Raw genomic sequence first — 17,180 nt, forward strand, 5'->3', positions numbered from 1 at the left:
GTCGGCGTCGCGACGGCGATCACCGGGGCCGATTCCGGCAGGCCGCTGCGCCGCCGCGCCGGCAATCACCATGGTCTGGGAAGATGTGCGCGTGCAAACCACAAGCACTTCGAGGGTCGGTGTCACATCCCGGGCGGACTTCCGGGCCCTGGCGGCTGAGCACCGGGTGGTCCCGGTGACCCGCAAGGTGCTGGCCGACGCCGAGACGCCGCTCTCGGCGTATCGCAAGCTGGCCGCCAACCGCCCCGGCACGTTTCTGCTCGAATCGGCCGAGAACGGCCGGTCGTGGTCGCGGTGGTCGTTCATCGGCGCCGGCACCACCTCGGCGTTGACGGTGCGCGACGGGGAGGCGGTGTGGCTGGGCGCGGTGCCGCAGGACGCGCCCACCGGAGGCGACCCCCTGCAGGCCCTGCGCCAGACGCTGGCCCTGCTGGAGACGGCGACCATCCCCGGGCTGCCGCCGCTGTCGAGCGGACTGGTCGGCTTCTTCACCTACGACCTGGTGCGCCGCCTCGAACGACTGCCCGAACTCGCGGTCGATGACCTGGGGCTGCCCGACATGCTGCTGCTGCTGGCCAGCGACATGGCCGCCGTGGACCACCACGAGGGCACCATCACCCTGATCGCCAACGCGGTCAACTGGAACGGCACCGACGAGCATGTCGACGAGGCCTACGACGACGCGGTCGCCCGCCTGGAGGTGATGACGGCGGCGTTGAGCCAGCCGCTGGAGTCCAGTGTCGCGACCTTCGACCGGCCCGACCCGGACTACCGCGGGCAGCGGACCCCCGAGGAGTACGGGGCGATCGTCGAGCGACTGGTCGGCGAGATCGAAGCCGGCGAGGCGTTTCAGGTGGTTCCCTCGCAGCGTTTCGAGATGACGACGACGGCCGACCCGCTCGATGTCTACCGGATGCTGCGGGTGTCCAATCCCAGCCCCTACATGTACCTGCTGCAGGTGCCCGACGGCGACGGGGAACTGGCCTTCTCGATCGTGGGCTCGAGCCCCGAGGCGCTGGTGACCGTCCAGGAGGGCCGCGCGACCACCCACCCGATCGCCGGAACCCGGTGGCGGGGGGCGACCGAGGAGGAAGACCAGCTGCTGGCCAAGGGGCTCCTGGAGGACGAGAAGGAGCTCGCCGAACACCTGATGCTGGTCGATCTGGGCCGCAACGACCTGGGCCGGGTGTGCGTTCCGGGGACGGTACGGGTCTCCGATTACAGCCACATCGAGCGCTACAGCCACGTCATGCACCTGGTGTCCACGGTCACCGGGGAACTCGCCGAGGACCGGACCGCGCTGGACGCGGTGACCGCCTGTTTCCCCGCCGGCACCCTGTCCGGGGCCCCCAAGGTCAGAGCGATGGAGCTGATCGAGGAAGTCGAGAAGACCCGGCGCGGGCTCTACGGCGGCGTGGTCGGTTACCTGGATTTCGCCGGCAACGCCGACTTCGCCATCGCGATCCGTACCGCGCTGATGCGCTCCGGCACCGCCTACGTTCAGGCCGGTGGCGGCGTGGTCGCCGACTCCAACGGCCCCTACGAATACACCGAGGCCTCCAACAAGGCCCGCGCCGTGCTGGCCGCGATCGCCGCCGCGCAGACGCTGGGCGCGCCCGGGACCGATGGCTGACGGCCGCGAACCTCACCAGGCCCGCACTCTTCGCGGGGCGCAACTGCTGCTGGTGGCCGCCGCCGGCGGGTTGTGGGGCGCCTCCCGGCTGCCGTGGGTGCTGATTCGCTCGTTCGACGGGCTCGGCCAGCCCAGGCAGCTCACCGTCACCGGGGCGTCCTGGTCCACCGCGCTGGTGCCGATGGCCCTGTTGTGCCTGGCGGCTGCGGTGGCCGCGATGGCGGTGCGCGGCTGGCAGCTGCGGGTCCTTGCGGTGGTGTTGGCCGCGGTGAGCCTGGCGTGCGGCTATCTGGGCCTGAGCATGTGGGCGGCCCGCGACATCACCGTGCGGGCGCTGGACATCGCCGAGGTGCCGCTGACCTCTCTGCTGGGCACCGAGCGGCGCCTGACCGGAGCGGTGTTGAGCCTGGTTGCGGCCGGGTGCGTGCTGGTAGCAGCCGTGTTGCTGATGCGCACCGCCGCGCAAGGCGCCGGCCGCGTCAGCAAGTATTCCGCTCCTGCGGCGCGCCGTGCTGCCACCCGGGATCTGCCCGCCGGACCGGCTGGTGCGCAGGTGTCGGAACGAATGATGTGGGACGCCCTCGACGAAGGGCGCGACCCCACCGGGGATCCGGAGGAGCGGCCACCGGGACCGGACGGCGAGGGTCGGTGACAGCTCGGGCAGCGACGATCGCTACCCTTCTTGGAAGTGTTCGACGAAGCCCACCGGACGCGGGAGAGGAAGCGGCAGGCATGACTTCGGCATCCGTTCTCGACTCCATCATCGAGGGAGTTTGCGCCGACCTTGCCGTCCGTGAGGCCGCCGTCCCACTGGCGGAAGTCAAAGCCGCGGCTGAGGCGATGCCCCCGCCACTGGACGTGATGGCTGCGCTGCGTGAGCCCGGCATCGCGGTGATCGCGGAGGTGAAGCGGGCCAGTCCCTCCAAGGGGCAGCTGGCTCCCATCGCCGACCCGGCGGATCTGGCCAGCACGTATGCCGACGGCGGCGCCCGCGCGATCAGTGTGCTGACCGAGCAGCGCCGGTTCAACGGCTCGCTGGCGGACTTGGACGCGGTGCGGGCCGCGGTGTCGGTTCCGGTGCTGCGCAAAGACTTCATCGTGCGCCCGTACCAGATTCACGAGGCCCGCGCGCACGGCGCGGACATGCTGCTGCTGATCGTGGCGGCGCTCGGCCAGCAGGCCCTGGAATCCCTGCTGGACCGTACCGAGTCGCTCGGCATGACCGCCCTGGTCGAGGTGCACACCGAAGAGGAGGCCGACCGCGCACTGACCGCCGGCGCCAAGGTGATCGGTGTCAACGCCCGCGACCTCAACACGCTGGAAGTCGACCGCGACTGCTTCGCACGCATCGCGCCCGGACTGCCCACCGAGGTGGTCAAGATCGCCGAGTCCGGCGTCCGCGGCACCGCGGACCTGTTGGCCTACGCCGGTGCCGGCGCGGATGCGGTCCTGGTCGGCGAGGGGCTGGTCACCAGCGGCGACCCGCGAGCAGCTGTTGCCGATTTGGTCAGTGCGGGTAAGCATCCGTCCTGCCCGAAGTCGGCTCGCTAAATGTCAGAGACCCCGCACCCGAGTCTTCCGCGCGCCAGTGCCGGAGTGGCTGAACCCACCCGCCACGAGCCCGACGCCCGCGGGCATTTCGGTGTCTACGGCGGTCGCTACGTCGCCGAAGCGCTGATGGCGGTCATCGAAGAGGTCACCGCCGCCTACGACAAGGTGCGCAATGACCGCGAGTTCCTCGACACCCTCGACGACCTGCAGACGCACTACACCGGCCGACCCTCGCCGCTGTATGAGGCGCAGCGCCTGACGGCCCATGCCGGCGGCGCCCGCATCTTCTTGAAGCGCGAAGACCTCAACCACACCGGTTCGCACAAGATCAACAACGTGCTCGGCCAGGCGCTGCTGGCGCGACACATGGGCAAGACCCGGGTGATCGCCGAGACCGGTGCCGGCCAGCACGGCGTGGCCACCGCGACCGCCTGCGCCCTGCTCGGCCTGGAGTGCGTGATCTACATGGGTGCGGTCGACACCCGCCGCCAGGCGCTCAACGTCGCCAGGATGCGGCTGCTGGGCGCAACGGTGGTGTCCGTCGAATCCGGTTCGCAGACCCTCAAAGACGCCATCAACGAGGCGTTCCGGGACTGGGTCACCAATGCCGATCGCACCTACTACTGCTTCGGCACCGCGGCCGGTCCGCACCCGTTCCCGACCATGGTGCGGGACTTCCAGCGGATCGTCGGCCTGGAGACGCGCGTTCAGATCCAGCAGATGGCGGGCCGGTTGCCCGACGCCGTGGTGGCGTGCGTGGGTGGCGGCTCCAACGCCATCGGCATCTTCCACGCCTTCCTCGACGATCCGGCGGTTCGGCTGATCGGGTTCGAAGCCGGCGGCGACGGTGTGGACACCGGCCGGCACGCCGCAACCTTCGCCGGCGGATCGCCGGGCGCCTTCCAGGGCTCGTTCTCCTACCTGCTGCAAGACGACGACGGTCAGACCATCGAGTCGCATTCCATCTCGGCGGGCCTGGACTATCCCGGTGTGGGCCCCGAACACGCCTGGCTGCGCGAGACCGGGCGCGCCGAATACCGCCCGATCACCGACTCCGAAGCCATGGACGCCTTCGCCGTCCTGTGCCGCACCGAGGGAATCATTCCCGCAATCGAATCGGCACACGCGATCGCCGGCGCACTCAAACTGGCGGCCGAGTTGGGGCCCGGAAAGATCATCGTGGCCAACGTGTCCGGCCGCGGCGACAAGGACGTGGAAACGGCGGCCAAGTGGTTCGGGCTGTTCGACCAGACGGGGGACGCGTCGTGACCGACCACGCCGGCGACCGGTTGGCCCCGATGTTCGCGGCCTGCCGGGCCGAGGGCCGTGCCGCACTGATCGGCTATCTGCCGACCGGCTACCCGGATGTGGCGGGATCGATCGCCGCGATGACCGCTTTGGTCGAATCCGGTTGCGACCTCGTCGAAGTCGGCGTGCCGTACTCCGATCCGGGGATGGACGGCCCGACCATCGCGCGCGCCACGGAGACCGCGCTGCAAGGCGGTGTGCGCGTACGCGACACACTGCGCGCCGTCGAGGCGATCACCGCCGCCGGGGGGCGTGCCGTGGTGATGACCTACTGGAACCCGGTGCTGCGCTACGGGGTCGACGCGTTCGCCCGCGACCTGGCCTCAGCCGGGGGACTGGGCCTGATCACCCCCGACCTGATCGTCGACGAAGCCGACGACTGGCTGGCCGCCTCCGAACAGCACGCGCTGGACCGGATCTTCCTGGTGGCGCCGTCCTCGACGCCGCAACGACTTTCCGAGACGGTGAAGGCGACCCGCGGATTCGTCTACGCCGCCTCCACGATGGGCGTCACCGGTGCCCGCAACACGGTGTCCAACGCGGCACCGGAGTTGGTGGCCAGGGTGCGTGAGGTCTCCGGCATTCCCGTCGGTGTCGGGCTGGGCGTGCGATCGGGCGCTCAGGCCGCCGAGATCGGCGCCTACACCGACGGTGTCATCGTCGGCTCGGCGCTGGTGACCGCACTGAGCGAGGGCCTGAGCGCCCTGCGGACATTGACAACAGAGCTGACTTCGGGAGTGCGCCAAGGAGTTACCACGCGATGACGTTGGATTGGCTGACCTATTTCCCCAGTCCTGCGCGCGGAGTGTGGCATCTCGGTCCGGTTCCGATCCGGGCTTACGCCCTGTGCATCATCCTGGGCATCGTCGTCGCCCTGCTGATCGGGGATCGCCGGTGGCGGGCCCGGGGCGGTGAGCCGGGCGTCATCTATGACATCGCCCTGTGGGCGGTGCCGTTCGGACTGATCGGCGGGCGGCTCTATCACCTGATGACCGACTGGCGAACCTATTTCGGCGAGGGTGGCGTCGGATGGGAAGCGACGCCACGGATCTGGGACGGCGGTCTGGGGATCTGGGGCGCGGTGGCGCTCGGCGGGGTGGGCGCCTGGATCGGTTGCCGCCGCCGGGGGATCTCCCTGCCGGCCTTCGGTGACGCGATCGCCCCGGGGATCGTCTTGGCGCAGGCCATCGGCCGCGTCGGGAACTACTTCAATCAGGAGCTCTACGGCCGTGAGACCACGCTGCCGTGGGGGCTGGAGATCTTCTGGCGCGAAGACGCCTCGGGCGTGCGGGATCCGCACCTGCTCGACGGCGTGTCCACCGGCGAGCTGTACAAGATCGTCCAGCCGACGTTCCTCTACGAATTGCTGTGGAACCTCGTGGTGTTCCTCGTGCTGATCTACGCCGACCGGCGGTTCCGAATGGGGCACGGCCGGTTGTTCGCGCTGTACGTCGCGGGGTACTGCATCGGCCGGTTCGGCATCGAACTGCTCCGCGACGACGCCGCGACACATATCGCCGGAATCCGGGTCAACTCGTTCACCTCGACGTTCGTCTTCATCGGCGCGGTGGTGTACATCCTGCTCGCGACCAAGGGACGCGAAGATCCCGAAGCGATTCGCAGCGCCTGGCAATCACGGGAGGCCGGCGGCCACGACGCCGAAACGCCGGAGGAGCCGGCGCCCGAAACACCGGAGGAGCCGGCGCCCGAAACACCGGAGGAGCCGGATGCGCCCGAGGCGGCGGCCGGTGCCGGCTCGGTGGTCGCAGTGCCGGAAAGGCTTAGTGGCCAGGCCGACTCGGCCGAGCCCGAGGCCGTCGAGGACCCGTCGGGCGAGCAGGAGGAGGCGCAGTTCGCCGGCTCCGCAGCGCAGCAGGACACCGAGGCCGACACCGACACCGGAGACGCCGATGCCGACCGGGCGGTATCGGACGCCGAGGCCGCTGAGGCCGACGAACCCGAGGCCGACGAACTCGAGGCCGACGAACTCGAGGCCGCCGAGGTCGCCGAATCCGAGCCGGTCGACGAGCAGCCCGGCCCCGATGACACCGGGGAGGAGTCCGCCGAGACGCCACCCGAGTCGCCCGAGCCAACCCCCGTCGACCCCGAGGCCGAAACCGGCGATGCCGGTGACGCGGACCCGGACGATTCCGACGGTGCGGAAGTGCAGAGCGCCGAGCACCCCGACGCCGGCGAACAGCCCGACGACGCAGCCACCGACGACGCCGCTGAGCAGCGCTGACCTCAGGCCAGACGCCCTAGCCGCCACTTCTGGCATGCTGCATAGATGACTGTCCCGCCGTGGCCTCCGGCCGGGCCGCACGGCGACTGGCCCCCGCCGGGCTACCCGCCGCCGTATCAGGGCCATCCCGACATGTGGGCGCCCTACGGGCGTTCGCCGGCGACCGGCCTGCCCTACTCGCCGAAGTCCAAAGTGACCGCGGCGTTGCTGCAGCTGCTCGGGTTCTTCGGCTTCCTGGGCTTCGGGCGGATGTACCTGGGCCAGACCGGCCTGGGTTTGGTGCAGCTGACGGTCGGGCTGCTGGCCACCGTCACCACCTACGGCCTCGGGATCATCGTGCCCTTCCTGTGGGGCGTCATCGACGCGGTCCTGATGCTGAGCGGGCGGGTGCGCGACAGGCAAGGCCGGCCGCTGCGCTAGCCCGGTTGAGTGCTCGCACCGCTGCGTCACACGGATTTTCGCTTTCTGCAACCATTCCTGAGGAAGGCGCCTCAGTCTGTCCGACTATGCTGGCGCCGTGAATAGACGCAGCAAGATCGTCTGCACTCTCGGCCCGGCGACCCACTCCGCGGAGATGGTCCGGGCTCTGGTCGACGCGGGCATGGACGTGGCCCGCCTGAACTTCAGCCACGGCGACCACAAAGACCACCAGGCTTCCTACGAGCGGGTGCGTGCCGCCTCGGATGCGACCGGGCGGGCCGTGGGGGTGCTCGCCGATCTGCAGGGGCCCAAGATCCGGTTGGGGCGTTTTGCCGACGGCCCCACCTACTGGGCGACCGGTGAGACGGTGCGCATCACCGTCGCCGACTGCCCCGGCGACCACGACCGGGTGTCCACCACCTACAAGAAGCTGGCTGTTGACGCCGCCCCGGGCGACCGCGTCCTGGTCGACGACGGCAAGGTCGGGCTGGTGGTGGAGAGCATCGACGGCGACGACGTGCTGTGCCGGGTCACCGACGGCGGTCCGGTCAGCAACCACAAGGGCATGTCGCTGCCGGGCATGAAGGTCTCCGCGCCGGCGCTGTCGGAGAAAGACATCGAAGACCTCGAGTTCGCGCTGCAGCTCGGTGTCGACATGGTGGCGTTGTCGTTCGTGCGCTCGCCGTCGGACGTCGAGCTGGTGCACGAGGTGATGGACCGGGTCGGCCGCCGGGTCCCGGTGATCGCCAAACTGGAAAAGCCGGAAGCCATCGAGAACCTCGAGGCGGTGGTGCTGGCCTTCGACGCCATCATGGTGGCTCGCGGCGACCTCGGCGTGGAGCTGGCGCTCGAAGAGGTGCCCCTGGTGCAGAAGCGTGCCATCCAGGTGGCACGCGAGAACGCCCGGCCGGTGATCGTGGCCACCCAGATGCTGGAGTCGATGATCGAGAACTTCCGGCCCACCCGGGCCGAAGCCTCCGACGTCGCCAACGCGGTGCTCGACGGCGCGGACGCGTTGATGCTCTCCGGCGAGACCGCGGTGGGCAAGCACGCCCTGGACGCCGTGCGGACCATGAGCCGGATCATCTGCGCAGTGGAACAGAACTCCACGGCGGTACCGCCGCTGACCCACATGCCGCGCACCAAGCGGGGCGTGATCTCCTTCGCGGCCCGCGAGATCGGCGAACGCCTGGACGCCAAGGCACTGGTGGCGTTCACCCAATCAGGCGACACGGTGCGCCGACTGGCCCGGTTGCACACCCCGCTGCCGCTGCTGGCGTTCACCGCCCTGCCCAAGATCCGCAGCCAGTTGGCGATGACGTGGGGGACCGAGACCTTCATCGTTCCGCAGGCACACACGACCGACGGCATGATCCGTCAGGTGGACAAGGCGCTGCTGGATCTGGGCCGCTACGAGCGCGGTGATCTGGTGGTCATCGTCGCGGGCGCTCCGCCGGGGACTGAGGGATCGACCAACATGATCCACGTGCACCGCATCGGGGAGGACGACGTCTAGTGCCGCCCGAGCCGAATACGGATCTCGAAGAACTCCTGGCGGTACTGGACCTCAAGCTTGGCGACGAGGACTGCTTCGTCGGATCGCATCCCAGCAAGACGCCGTTGCGGACCTTCGGTGGGCAGCTGATGGCCCAGTCAATGGTGGCGGCCAGCCGCACCGTGGCCGCGCACCTGCCGCCCGGCACGCTGTCGGTCCACTTCATCAACGGTGGCGACCCGGCCCGCGACATCGAGTTCCGGGTGCACCGGCTGCGCGACGAACGCCGGTTCGCCAATCGCCGGGTGGACGCTCTGCAGGGCGATACCCTGCTCGCCACCTCGATGGTCTCCTATCTGTCCGGGGGCAGCGGTCTGGAGCACAGTGTCGAGGCGCCGGCGGTCGCCGAGCCCGAAACACTGCCCCGGCTGGATGAATTGCTCGACGGTTATGAAGAGGTCGTGCCGGGCTTCGTCAACGCGCCGCACCCGATCGAGTGGCGCTACACCAACGACCCGGCTTGGGTGATGCGCGACAAGGGCGGTCGCCTTGCCCACAACCGCGTCTGGGTCAAGGCGGACGGGCCGATCCCGGACGATCCGGTGCTACACACCGCGATGCTGGTCTACTCGTCGGACACCACGGTCCTGGATTCGATCATCACCACCCACGGCCTGTCGTGGGGCTTCGATCGGATCTTTGCGGCCAGCGCCAACCACACCGTGTGGTTTCACCGGCCGATCCGGTTCGACGACTGGGTGCTCTACGCGACGTCGTCACCGGTGGCCGCCGATTCCCGCGGGCTGGGCTCCGGGCACTTCTTCGACCGCTCCGGGCAGCTGCTGGCCACCGTCACGCAGGAAGGCGTGCTGAAGTACTTCCCGAAGGTCAAGCGCTAGGTTAGGCCGGCATCAGGCCGGTGTCCGATTCCTCCTGCACCATCGGGGCGTCGGCGCCGCTGCCGAAGGTGTTCTCGAAGTGCTCTTTGAACCGCTCGGTGCATTGCTGCTGGGCCTCGGCATCCGAACCGGCCTTCGTCATGCACGCCACGTAGTCGCCGCCGCCTGCGGTGCGCCAGATGCCGACGTAGATGAAGATGCAGCCGATCCCGGCGGCCACTGCCAAGGCGCCCAGCACGATCCCGGCGAGGGCGACGCCGCCGTTGTCGGCTTCGCCGCGCTTGGCCCGGCCCCGGCCGACGATGCCGAGTACCACCGCCACCAGGCCCAGGGCCACCCCGCCGATCACCGACAGCGCCGTCACGATGCCGGCGATCGCCACGATCAGGGCGGCGATACCTGCGCCGTTCCTGGGTGCCGGGGGCGCCCCGGGCGGGGGGTAGCCGGGGTACTGGCCGGGCGCCGGATACGGGTACGGGTAGCCCGGCGAGGGATAGCTATCGACGGCCGGCGGCCAGGACGGCTGAGACTCGGGCGACAGCGACGGCGTGCCGGACTCGGGCATTGAGCGGACTCCACATCAGAGCATCAGGCAGGTGTGACAACGGATCAGGTCTCAGGGTACCCGCGACGGCGCCCGGGCGGCGGTCGCGGACGGTCGGCCGCCGATTACCCGACCGAGAAGGTGGTGGCGAGTTCGCGAGATGCGCTGCGAATCTTGAAGCCGGTGATGATCTCGGTGATGCCGATGACGATCAGCCAGCTGCCGACGACCACCGCCAGCACCCACAACGAGGCGAACGGCGACGCCAACGTCACCAGACCGGCCAGCAGGCTGACCACGCCCATGAAGATCTGCCAGCCGCGGCCGGGCAGCGCCGGGTCGCTGATGGCCGCCACCACCGTCGCCACTCCGCGGAAGATGAACCCGACCGCGATCCAGATGGCCAGCAGCAGCACCGCCAGCGCCTCTTCGTCAGAGTTGAAATGCCGGAAGCACAGGACGGCCAGAATCACCGACGCGGTGCCGCTGAGAAACAGCAACACCCTTCCGCCTGCCGACATGATGGGAAGGCTGAAAGCGAAGATCAGTTGCGCAACCCCGGTGACCACCAGGTACACACCGAACAGCACGGCAGCAACCAGAATGGACCGGCCAGGCCAGACCAAGACCAGCACGCCCAGAATAAGGGCCAATACACCAGAGACCAGCGTCGACTTCCACAAGTTCGGCAGCAGGCTCGGAACCGACGTTTCCATATCCGAAGTCTGGCACAGTTAGGGCGTTCTGGCCGGGGTATCGCACCGCCCGAGCGCTCAGGACGCCGGCGTGGTTTCCCGGGCGTAAATCTCGGCCAGGAACTGCTCGACGGCGATCGCCGTGTGACCGGCCCGCGGCGAACCGAAAATGTCGAAGGCGTGCTCTGCCCGAGGCAGCTCGGCATACACCACCGGGTTCGCGCTGACCTCGCGCAGCCGGGCGGCGAAAGCGCGGCCCTGCTCCACCGGCACCAGCGAATCGTTGCGCCCGTGCAGGAGGAAGAACGGCGGCGCCTCGGCAGAGATGTAGGTCATCGGGGAGGCGTCGCGATAGGTGTCGGGGAAACGCCGCCAGCTCTGCTTGAACACGTAGGCACCGACCGTCGGAGTCAACAGCGGGTGCAGCCCGGTCTCGCCGGTGAAGTCGTAGACCCCGTAGAACGGGACCGCCGCACGCACGCTGGTGTCGGCGTCGGCGAAGCCCGGCTGAAACCGCGGGTCGTTGGGAGTCAGTGCGGTCAGGGCACACAGGTGACCGCCTGCCGAGCCGCCGGTCAGCGCGATCCAGTCCGGGTCGCCGCCGTAGTCGGCGATGTTCGCCTTGGTCCAGGCCAGCGCCCGCTTGACATCGACGATGTGGTCGGGCCAGGTGGAGCGCGGACTCAACCGGTAGTTGATCGACACGCACACCCAGCCCCGCTCCACCAGGTGTGCCATCAGCGGATGTGCTTGGCCGCGTTTGCTTCCCACCATCCATGCGCCCCCGTGCACCTGCACCAGGACCGGCGCGCGACCGTCGCGGGGCAGGTCGCGGTGCCGCCACACATCCAGGGTGTTACGACCGCCGAATTCGCCGTAGGGGATGTCGGAGTCGGTGGCGTAATCGCGATAAACCCGCATCATCCGCACCACGCCGGGCGCCTTGGCGATCTCGCCGTCGGGACCCGGCCGCTGCCACAGGTCCCGGCTGTCGGTACGCCGCCGGGTCCCGAGCCCGGCGTCCAGCGCCGCGGTCAGGGGCTTATCGGCGGTGCGCCCGGCATGGTGCAGCCCCAGCAGGCCCAGCCAGGACAATGCCGAGAGCAGCCAGCCGGCCCGCCGGGCCTGCGGCGACAGCCACCGCGACAGCGCCGCCAGCACCGCGGACTGACCGGCGATGAGTTGCAGGGGCAGCTCCGAGGTGATCAGCCCGAAGCCGAACGCGTACAACGAGGGATAGCCACGCCGGGTCAGCGGACGGTAACCGTTGACGGTGTTGGCCAGACCGGCCAGCGAGCCGAGCACGGCCAAAAGCCTTGTCATTGCGCTCCTCAGTTGTGGGACGACCTGATCCGGCACCCTACCGAAACCGATCGAACCGCCGGCTCAGCGTGCCGGTGTCACCGACAGGGAGCGGCCGGCCGGACCGTGCGCGGCGCGGGGGAGGACGCCGACCAGAAACCATGTCCGCATCACTCCCTTGCCTTTGACGTCCACGTCGCCGCGCTCCTCGAGCACGAAGACGTCGCTCAGGCGATCTTTGACCTCTTGGGGCACCTGGATGCGGTTGGGCACACCGGTCGACTCCATCCGCGAGGCCAGGTTCACCGCGTCGCCCCAGACGTCGTAGAAGAACCGGCGGTTGCCCACCACACCGGCCACCACCGGTCCGGTGGCCAGCCCGATCCGCAGCGATACCGGGCGGCCCAGCGGGTCGCGCAGGTCGGCGATGATGGCGGCGATGTCGAGGGCCAGCCGAGCCAGCGCATGCAGGTGGTCCGGTCGCGGATCGGGAACCCCGCTGACCACCATGTAGGAGTCGCCGCTGGTCTTGATCTTCTCGAGGCCATGCTGGTCGACCAGGCGGTCCAGGCCGCTGTAAAGCTCGTTGAGGAAGCCGACCAGCTGGCCCGGGTCGGTCTGGCTGGCCCGCCGGGTGAAGTCGGCGATGTCGGCGAACAGTACCGAGGCGTCCGGGTAGCTGTCGGCGATGACGTCGACCGCCGGATTTTTGAGCCGGTCGGCGACAGCCGTGGGCAAGATGTTGGCCAGCAGGGCTTCGGAACGCTCGTATTCGGCTTCCATCGCCGCTTCGGCGCGGGCGATCTCGCGCAGCGCGAACCAGACGGTGGCAACCACCATGAAGCACGCCGAGACGACCACCATGACGTAGGACAGATTGTGCAGCCAGGCCGGCTGTTGCAGCTTGTCGGCGGGCACCAGGAAGTGCAGGGCGATGGTCAGCGACGCCCCGACCCCGGCCACCGCGGCCGCCAGCTTGATCCGGTCCACGCCGAGGATGAGCACGCTGATCGATGCGGCGGCCAGGAAATAGAACTGGATGCCCGAGCCGGTGCCCACCACCCAGCAGACCACGGCGGTCGTCAGGTAGGCGATCCCGACGAAGGTCAGGGGCGCGATGAGCTCGCCGAAGCGGTACAGCAGCGGGGTCAGGGCCAGGGCGGTCGCGGCCACCAGGTTGATCAGCGCGATCCCCCAGTGGCCGGGCGCGGCCCAGAGCTCCAGCAGGCCCCAGCCGGCACTGATCATCGCGGCCATCCCGGCGGACAGCTTCAGGATGCGCAGCCGCTGCGACAGCCGCCCCGCGTAATGCCGGGTACGGGCCGGCACGCAGTGGGTACGGCGGTAGGGCGTCTGCGCCTCGGCGGGCACCGCGAGGAACCGCTTGACGGACACGAGTTCCAGCCTAATCGGGCCAACCGCCCAGTTGGCGGTTTCGCCTGGTCGCAGGCCTGCCTCTAGGGTCAGCGTTCATGGTGTTGCGTTCCGTCGCGCTGTTCGTCTTAGCCGCCGTCGCCGAGATCGGCGGCGCCTGGCTGGTGTGGCAGGGGGTGCGGGAACAGCGCGGTCTGCTGTGGGCCGGCGCCGGGGTGATCGCCCTGGGTCTGTACGGCTTCGTCGCGACGTTGCAGCCCGACGCGCAGTTCGGCCGGATCCTGGCCGCCTACGGCGGAGTGTTCATCGCGGGATCACTTGTGTGGGGCATGGCGTTCGACGGGTTCCGGCCCGATCGCGCCGACGTCGCCGGTGCGCTGATCTGTCTGATCGGGGTAGCCGTGATCATGTACTCACCCCGCTGAGGTTCAGCCGACGGCTTCGATCCCGGACGGCGAGATCGTGAAGCCGCGTTCGGAGGGGCTGACGGTGCAGGTCACCCCCTCGGCTTCCGACCGGCAGCTGAACGGCCCGGCCTCCGCGCTCTGCCCGAAGCGCAGTATCGGTTGGTCGAACGGGGGATCGGACAAACAGTCGACGCTGTCGCGGCAGATCGACAACTCCCCATCGGTGTTCATCGATACGTGCTGTGCGGGCTGCACCGACATGCAATATGCCGAATCGGGCAGATCCGCCCGCCGGTAATCGATTTCGCAGTTGATTCCGGCGGGTGTTCCGAAGAATGGCACAAAGGGCAGATGGCACGATTCGCAGTCGTCGTCTCCCGGCCCATCGGAATCGACCTGCAGGGGAGCGCTGGGCAACAGGTTGCCACCCACGCCGCCGTCGCGGCCCGACACCGGGTCATCGACGTAGACGCGCGCTTTTGCCGGGGTCTGGTCGGTGTGCCCGTGATCGTGCATGGAGGCCCCGAAGACGACGCCGACTGCCACGCCCAGCAGCGCGATCAGAACACCCACCAATGACGTCCTCAATGGCCCTCCTCGGTTGCCCCGATCGCGGCGTCTTTCGAATACTAAATTCAGCGATACCGATGGGTGCCGACAATGGCGAACCGACTGGTGTTGATGAGCGCGACGCGCGGCGTGAGTCAATCCGGCAGGCCGGGGGATTGCTTCACCGGTGACGTCATGTTCGGGCTCGACGGCGCGGGCCACACACGTCAGAATTTCCTCTTCGTAATCACCCGGGCACCAGGTAGAGTCGAGTCTGCGGGACGTCCCCCCGTACCACGGGGGATTGGCGTCCCGCATTTCTCTTCGGGTAGCTCGATCTTGGTCAGAACTTTGGCACCGGGGCACTCGTCGCCTGTCCAGTAGGAATAGGCGGTCATGCCGCCTCCACATCAGCACGTCGCCGATGTCGTCGGCGGTGTTGTGTCGGCTTCGAAGAGGGCTCACCCCTGATGCAGCAAGGGATGAGATTGGTGCCAAAAAAGCCTGTCGATAAGCCCGTGAACTGCAGGAATGCCGGTGGTGTTGATGGTGCCCTCGGTGAGATTCGAACTCACACTGCACGGGTTTTGAATCCGTTTCCTCTGCCAGTTGGGATACGAGGGCCAGCGCCGTTGCGCGGATTCCCACCTTAGACGATGCCCCGCCCGCTTGCCCCCACCGGCAGCCACGACAGAATAGGGGCATGACCGACAGCACGCCCGACAGCAGCGAACGTCCAGCCCGGCGCGTGCTGATCGCCGAAGACGAGGCGCTCATCCGGCTGGATCTCGCCGAGATGCTGCGCGAAGAGGGCTACGAGGTGGTGGGCGAGGCCGGCGACGGCCAGGAGGCCGTGGAGCTGGCTGAGCTGCTGCGCCCGGACCTGGTGATCCTCGACGTGAAGATGCCGCGTCGCGACGGCATCGACGCGGCGTCGGAGATCGCCGCCAAACGCATTGCCCCGATCGTCATCCTGACCGCGTTCAGCCAGCGCGACCTGGTGGAACGGGCCCGCGACGCCGGGGCGATGGCCTATCTGGTCAAACCGTTCACGGCCGGCGACCTGGTCCCGGCCATCGAGCTGGCGGTCAGCCGGGCCGAGGAGATCACCGCCCTGGAACGCGAGGTCGGCACCCTGGCCGAGCAGCTGGAGACGCGCAAGCTGGTCGAGCGGGCCAAAGGTGTGCTGCAGACGGTGCACGGCCTGACCGAACCCGAGGCGTTCAAGTGGATTCAGCGTGCCGCGATGGATAAGCGCACCACCATGCGCCAAGTGGCCGAAGTGGTCCTGGAAAACGTCCAGGCCCCGGCCAACCCGCCCGCCTGAGCGGCACGCCCAGCCTGTCTGACCCCGTTGCGCAGGCACAACCAGTACGCTCGATGACGTGCAGCGCAGAATCATGGGGATTGAGACCGAGTTCGGTGTCACCTGCACCTTCCATGGCCATCGACGCCTCTCACCGGATGAGGTCGCGCGTTACCTGTTCCGCCGGGTCGTGTCGTGGGGCCGCAGCTCGAACGTGTTCCTGCGCAACGGGGCTCGCCTGTATCTCGACGTGGGTAGTCATCCCGAGTACGCCACCGCGGAGTGCGACAACCTGACCCAGCTGGTCACGCACGACCGCGCCGGCGAACGGGTGCTCGAAGACCTGCTCATCGACGCCGAGCAGCGGCTGGCCGACGAGGGTATCGGCGGCGACATCTACCTGTTCAAGAACAACACCGACTCCGCCGGCAACTCCTACGGTTGCCATGAGAACTACCTCATCGTGCGAGCGGGGGAGTTCTCCCGGATCTCGGACGTGCTGCTGCCGTTCCTGGTGACCCGGCAGCTGATCTGCGGCGCGGGCAAGGTGCTGCAGACCCCCAAGGCCGCCACGTTCTGCCTGTCCCAGCGCGCCGAGCACATCTGGGAAGGCGTTTCCAGCGCCACTACCCGGTCCCGGCCCATCATCAACACCCGCGACGAACCGCACGCCGATGCCGAGAAGTACCGGCGCCTGCACGTCATCGTCGGCGACTCCAACATGTCCGAGACCTCGACCCTGCTCAAAGTGGGCAGTGCGGCGCTGGTGCTGGAGATGATCGAAGCCGGAGTGTCCTTCCGGGACTTCTCGCTGGACAACCCGATCCGGGCCATCCGGGAGGTCAGCCATGACGTCACCGGCCGGCGCCCGGTCAGGTTGGCCGGCGGCCGCCAGGCCGGTGCGCTGGACATCCAGCGCGAGTACTACGGGCGGGCCGTGGAGTACGTGCAGACCCGGGCGGCCAACAACCCGCAGCTCGACCAGGTGATCGACTTGTGGGGCCGCCAGCTCGACGCCGTCGAGACCCAGGACTTCGCCAAGGTGGACACCGAAATCGACTGGGTGATCAAGCGAAAGCTGTTCCAGCGCTACCAGGATCGCTACAGCATGGAACTGTCGGATCCGAAGATCGCCCAACTGGACCTGGCCTATCACGACATCAAGCGCGGGCGCGGGGTGTTCGACCTGCTGCAGCGCAAGGGCTTGGCCGCGCGCGTGACCACCGACGAGGAAGTCGACGAGGCCGTCGACACCCCGCCGCAGACCACTCGCGCCAAGTTGCGTGGCGAATTCATCAGTGCTGCACAGGCAGCGGGCCGCGACTTCACCGTCGACTGGGTACATCTGAAGCTCAACGACCAGGCGCAGCGCACCGTGCTGTGCAAAGACCCCTTCCGGTCTGTCGACGAGCGGGTCAAGCGCCTGATCGCCAGCATGTGAGGCGGCCACCACCC

Annotated in this window: 17 protein-coding genes and 1 tRNA gene; 12 read left to right on the forward strand and 6 right to left on the reverse strand. The window is 68.6% G+C overall.

The annotated features are described in order from the left end of the window. The first annotated feature begins 70 nt into the window (after window positions 1-70). From AWC02_RS18880 to AWC02_RS18920, 9 genes are all read left to right on the forward strand, one after another. A complete protein-coding gene (locus tag AWC02_RS18880; protein WP_207568092.1) occupies window positions 71-1,633 on the forward strand; it encodes an anthranilate synthase component I in 1,563 nt (520 codons plus the stop codon). Beyond that, a complete protein-coding gene (locus AWC02_RS18885; RefSeq protein ID WP_085130227.1) occupies window positions 1,626-2,285 on the forward strand; it encodes a TIGR02234 family membrane protein in 660 nt (219 codons plus the stop codon). The genes AWC02_RS18880 and AWC02_RS18885 overlap by 8 nt, the downstream gene beginning before the upstream one ends. 80 nt (window positions 2,286-2,365) lie before the next feature. Then, the gene (trpC, locus tag AWC02_RS18890) at window positions 2,366-3,184 is read left to right on the forward strand and encodes an indole-3-glycerol phosphate synthase TrpC (RefSeq protein WP_085130228.1); all 819 of its coding nucleotides are present in this window, start codon (window positions 2,366-2,368) and stop codon (window positions 3,182-3,184) included. Continuing rightward, complete coding sequence (gene trpB / locus AWC02_RS18895) at window positions 3,185-4,453, forward strand: tryptophan synthase subunit beta (RefSeq protein ID WP_085130229.1); 1,269 nt, start codon at window positions 3,185-3,187, stop codon at window positions 4,451-4,453. A 29-nt stretch (window positions 4,454-4,482) separates the two neighbouring features. Continuing rightward, window positions 4,483-5,256: a tryptophan synthase subunit alpha gene (gene trpA, locus AWC02_RS18900; protein WP_237160542.1), complete on the forward strand. Its 774-nt coding sequence runs from the start codon at window positions 4,483-4,485 to the stop codon at window positions 5,254-5,256. Beyond that, entirely contained in the window at window positions 5,253-6,734 is a 1,482-nt protein-coding gene (gene lgt, locus AWC02_RS18905; RefSeq protein WP_085130231.1) for a prolipoprotein diacylglyceryl transferase, read from the forward strand. The genes trpA and lgt overlap by 4 nt, the downstream gene beginning before the upstream one ends. A 45-nt stretch (window positions 6,735-6,779) precedes the next feature. Then, a complete protein-coding gene (locus AWC02_RS18910; RefSeq protein WP_085130232.1) occupies window positions 6,780-7,154 on the forward strand; it encodes an NINE protein in 375 nt (124 codons plus the stop codon). A 97-nt stretch (window positions 7,155-7,251) separates the two neighbouring features. Further along, the gene (gene pyk, locus AWC02_RS18915) at window positions 7,252-8,670 is read left to right on the forward strand and encodes a pyruvate kinase (protein WP_085130233.1); all 1,419 of its coding nucleotides are present in this window, start codon (window positions 7,252-7,254) and stop codon (window positions 8,668-8,670) included. Next, window positions 8,670-9,548, forward strand: a complete 879-nt coding sequence (locus AWC02_RS18920) for an acyl-CoA thioesterase II (RefSeq protein ID WP_085130234.1) — start codon at window positions 8,670-8,672, stop codon at window positions 9,546-9,548. Before pyk ends, AWC02_RS18920 begins: the two co-directional genes overlap by 1 nt. A 1-nt stretch (window position 9,549) precedes the next feature. On the opposite strand, the gene AWC02_RS18925 is transcribed toward AWC02_RS18920, so the two are convergent. The 4 genes from AWC02_RS18925 to AWC02_RS18940 form a co-directional block, all read right to left on the reverse strand. Then, window positions 9,550-10,113 carry a DUF4190 domain-containing protein gene (locus AWC02_RS18925; RefSeq protein WP_085130235.1) on the reverse strand — a complete coding sequence of 188 codons (564 nt, stop codon included), beginning with the start codon at window positions 10,111-10,113 and terminating at the stop codon, window positions 9,550-9,552. 104 nt (window positions 10,114-10,217) lie between these two features. After that, the gene (locus AWC02_RS18930; protein ID WP_085130236.1) at window positions 10,218-10,826 is read right to left on the reverse strand and encodes an HdeD family acid-resistance protein; all 609 of its coding nucleotides are present in this window, start codon (window positions 10,824-10,826) and stop codon (window positions 10,218-10,220) included. Between the two features lie 39 nt (window positions 10,827-10,865). Then, window positions 10,866-12,110: an alpha/beta hydrolase gene (locus AWC02_RS18935; RefSeq protein WP_085130237.1), complete on the reverse strand. Its 1,245-nt coding sequence runs from the start codon at window positions 12,108-12,110 to the stop codon at window positions 10,866-10,868. A gap of 63 nt (window positions 12,111-12,173) precedes the next feature. After that, on the reverse strand, window positions 12,174-13,484 hold the full coding sequence (locus AWC02_RS18940; protein WP_085130238.1) for an adenylate/guanylate cyclase domain-containing protein: 1,311 nt from the start codon (window positions 13,482-13,484) through the stop codon (window positions 12,174-12,176). 77 nt (window positions 13,485-13,561) lie between these two features. Between AWC02_RS18940 and AWC02_RS18945 the strand changes: the two genes are divergently transcribed. Continuing rightward, window positions 13,562-13,888 carry a YnfA family protein gene (locus tag AWC02_RS18945; protein WP_085130239.1) on the forward strand — a complete coding sequence of 109 codons (327 nt, stop codon included), beginning with the start codon at window positions 13,562-13,564 and terminating at the stop codon, window positions 13,886-13,888. Between the two features lie 3 nt (window positions 13,889-13,891). Here the strand turns inward: AWC02_RS18945 and AWC02_RS18950 are convergent, their stop codons facing one another. After that, window positions 13,892-14,443 (reverse strand): hypothetical protein, encoded by a 552-nt coding sequence (locus tag AWC02_RS18950; RefSeq protein ID WP_109561075.1) that lies wholly within the window; start codon window positions 14,441-14,443, stop codon window positions 13,892-13,894. Window positions 14,444-14,966: 523 nt separating this feature from the next. Next, window positions 14,967-15,043: transfer RNA gene (locus tag AWC02_RS18955), tRNA-Leu, on the reverse strand. Window positions 15,044-15,122: 79 nt separating this feature from the next. Between AWC02_RS18955 and AWC02_RS18960 the strand changes: the two genes are divergently transcribed. Beyond that, window positions 15,123-15,746 carry an ANTAR domain-containing response regulator gene (locus AWC02_RS18960; protein ID WP_085130240.1) on the forward strand — a complete coding sequence of 208 codons (624 nt, stop codon included), beginning with the start codon at window positions 15,123-15,125 and terminating at the stop codon, window positions 15,744-15,746. Between the two features lie 58 nt (window positions 15,747-15,804). Next, the gene (pafA, locus tag AWC02_RS18965) at window positions 15,805-17,166 is read left to right on the forward strand and encodes a Pup--protein ligase (protein WP_109561076.1); all 1,362 of its coding nucleotides are present in this window, start codon (window positions 15,805-15,807) and stop codon (window positions 17,164-17,166) included. Window positions 17,167-17,180 lie beyond the last annotated feature (14 nt).

Origin of the sequence: Mycolicibacter engbaekii (genome assembly GCF_002101585.1) — a bacterium.
GTDB classification, from domain to species: domain Bacteria; phylum Actinomycetota; class Actinomycetes; order Mycobacteriales; family Mycobacteriaceae; genus Mycobacterium; species Mycobacterium engbaekii.

Bases quoted from the DNA above. Each gene is read 5' to 3' on its own strand.
- AWC02_RS18880 (WP_207568092.1), top strand. From the start codon at position 71: ATGGTCTGGGAAGATGTGCGCGTGCAAACCACAAGCACTTCGAGGGTC.
- AWC02_RS18885 (WP_085130227.1), top strand. From the start codon at position 1,626: ATGGCTGACGGCCGCGAACCTCACCAGGCCCGCACTCTTCGCGGGGCG.
- trpC (WP_085130228.1), top strand. From the start codon at position 2,366: ATGACTTCGGCATCCGTTCTCGACTCCATCATCGAGGGAGTTTGCGCC.
- trpB (WP_085130229.1), top strand. From the start codon at position 3,185: ATGTCAGAGACCCCGCACCCGAGTCTTCCGCGCGCCAGTGCCGGAGTG.
- trpA (WP_237160542.1), top strand. From the start codon at position 4,483: ATGTTCGCGGCCTGCCGGGCCGAGGGCCGTGCCGCACTGATCGGCTAT.
- lgt (WP_085130231.1), top strand. From the start codon at position 5,253: ATGACGTTGGATTGGCTGACCTATTTCCCCAGTCCTGCGCGCGGAGTG.
- AWC02_RS18910 (WP_085130232.1), top strand. From the start codon at position 6,780: ATGACTGTCCCGCCGTGGCCTCCGGCCGGGCCGCACGGCGACTGGCCC.
- AWC02_RS18925 (WP_085130235.1), bottom strand. From the start codon at position 10,113: ATGCCCGAGTCCGGCACGCCGTCGCTGTCGCCCGAGTCTCAGCCGTCC.
- AWC02_RS18935 (WP_085130237.1), bottom strand. From the start codon at position 12,110: ATGACAAGGCTTTTGGCCGTGCTCGGCTCGCTGGCCGGTCTGGCCAAC.
- AWC02_RS18945 (WP_085130239.1), top strand. From the start codon at position 13,562: ATGGTGTTGCGTTCCGTCGCGCTGTTCGTCTTAGCCGCCGTCGCCGAG.
- AWC02_RS18960 (WP_085130240.1), top strand. From the start codon at position 15,123: ATGACCGACAGCACGCCCGACAGCAGCGAACGTCCAGCCCGGCGCGTG.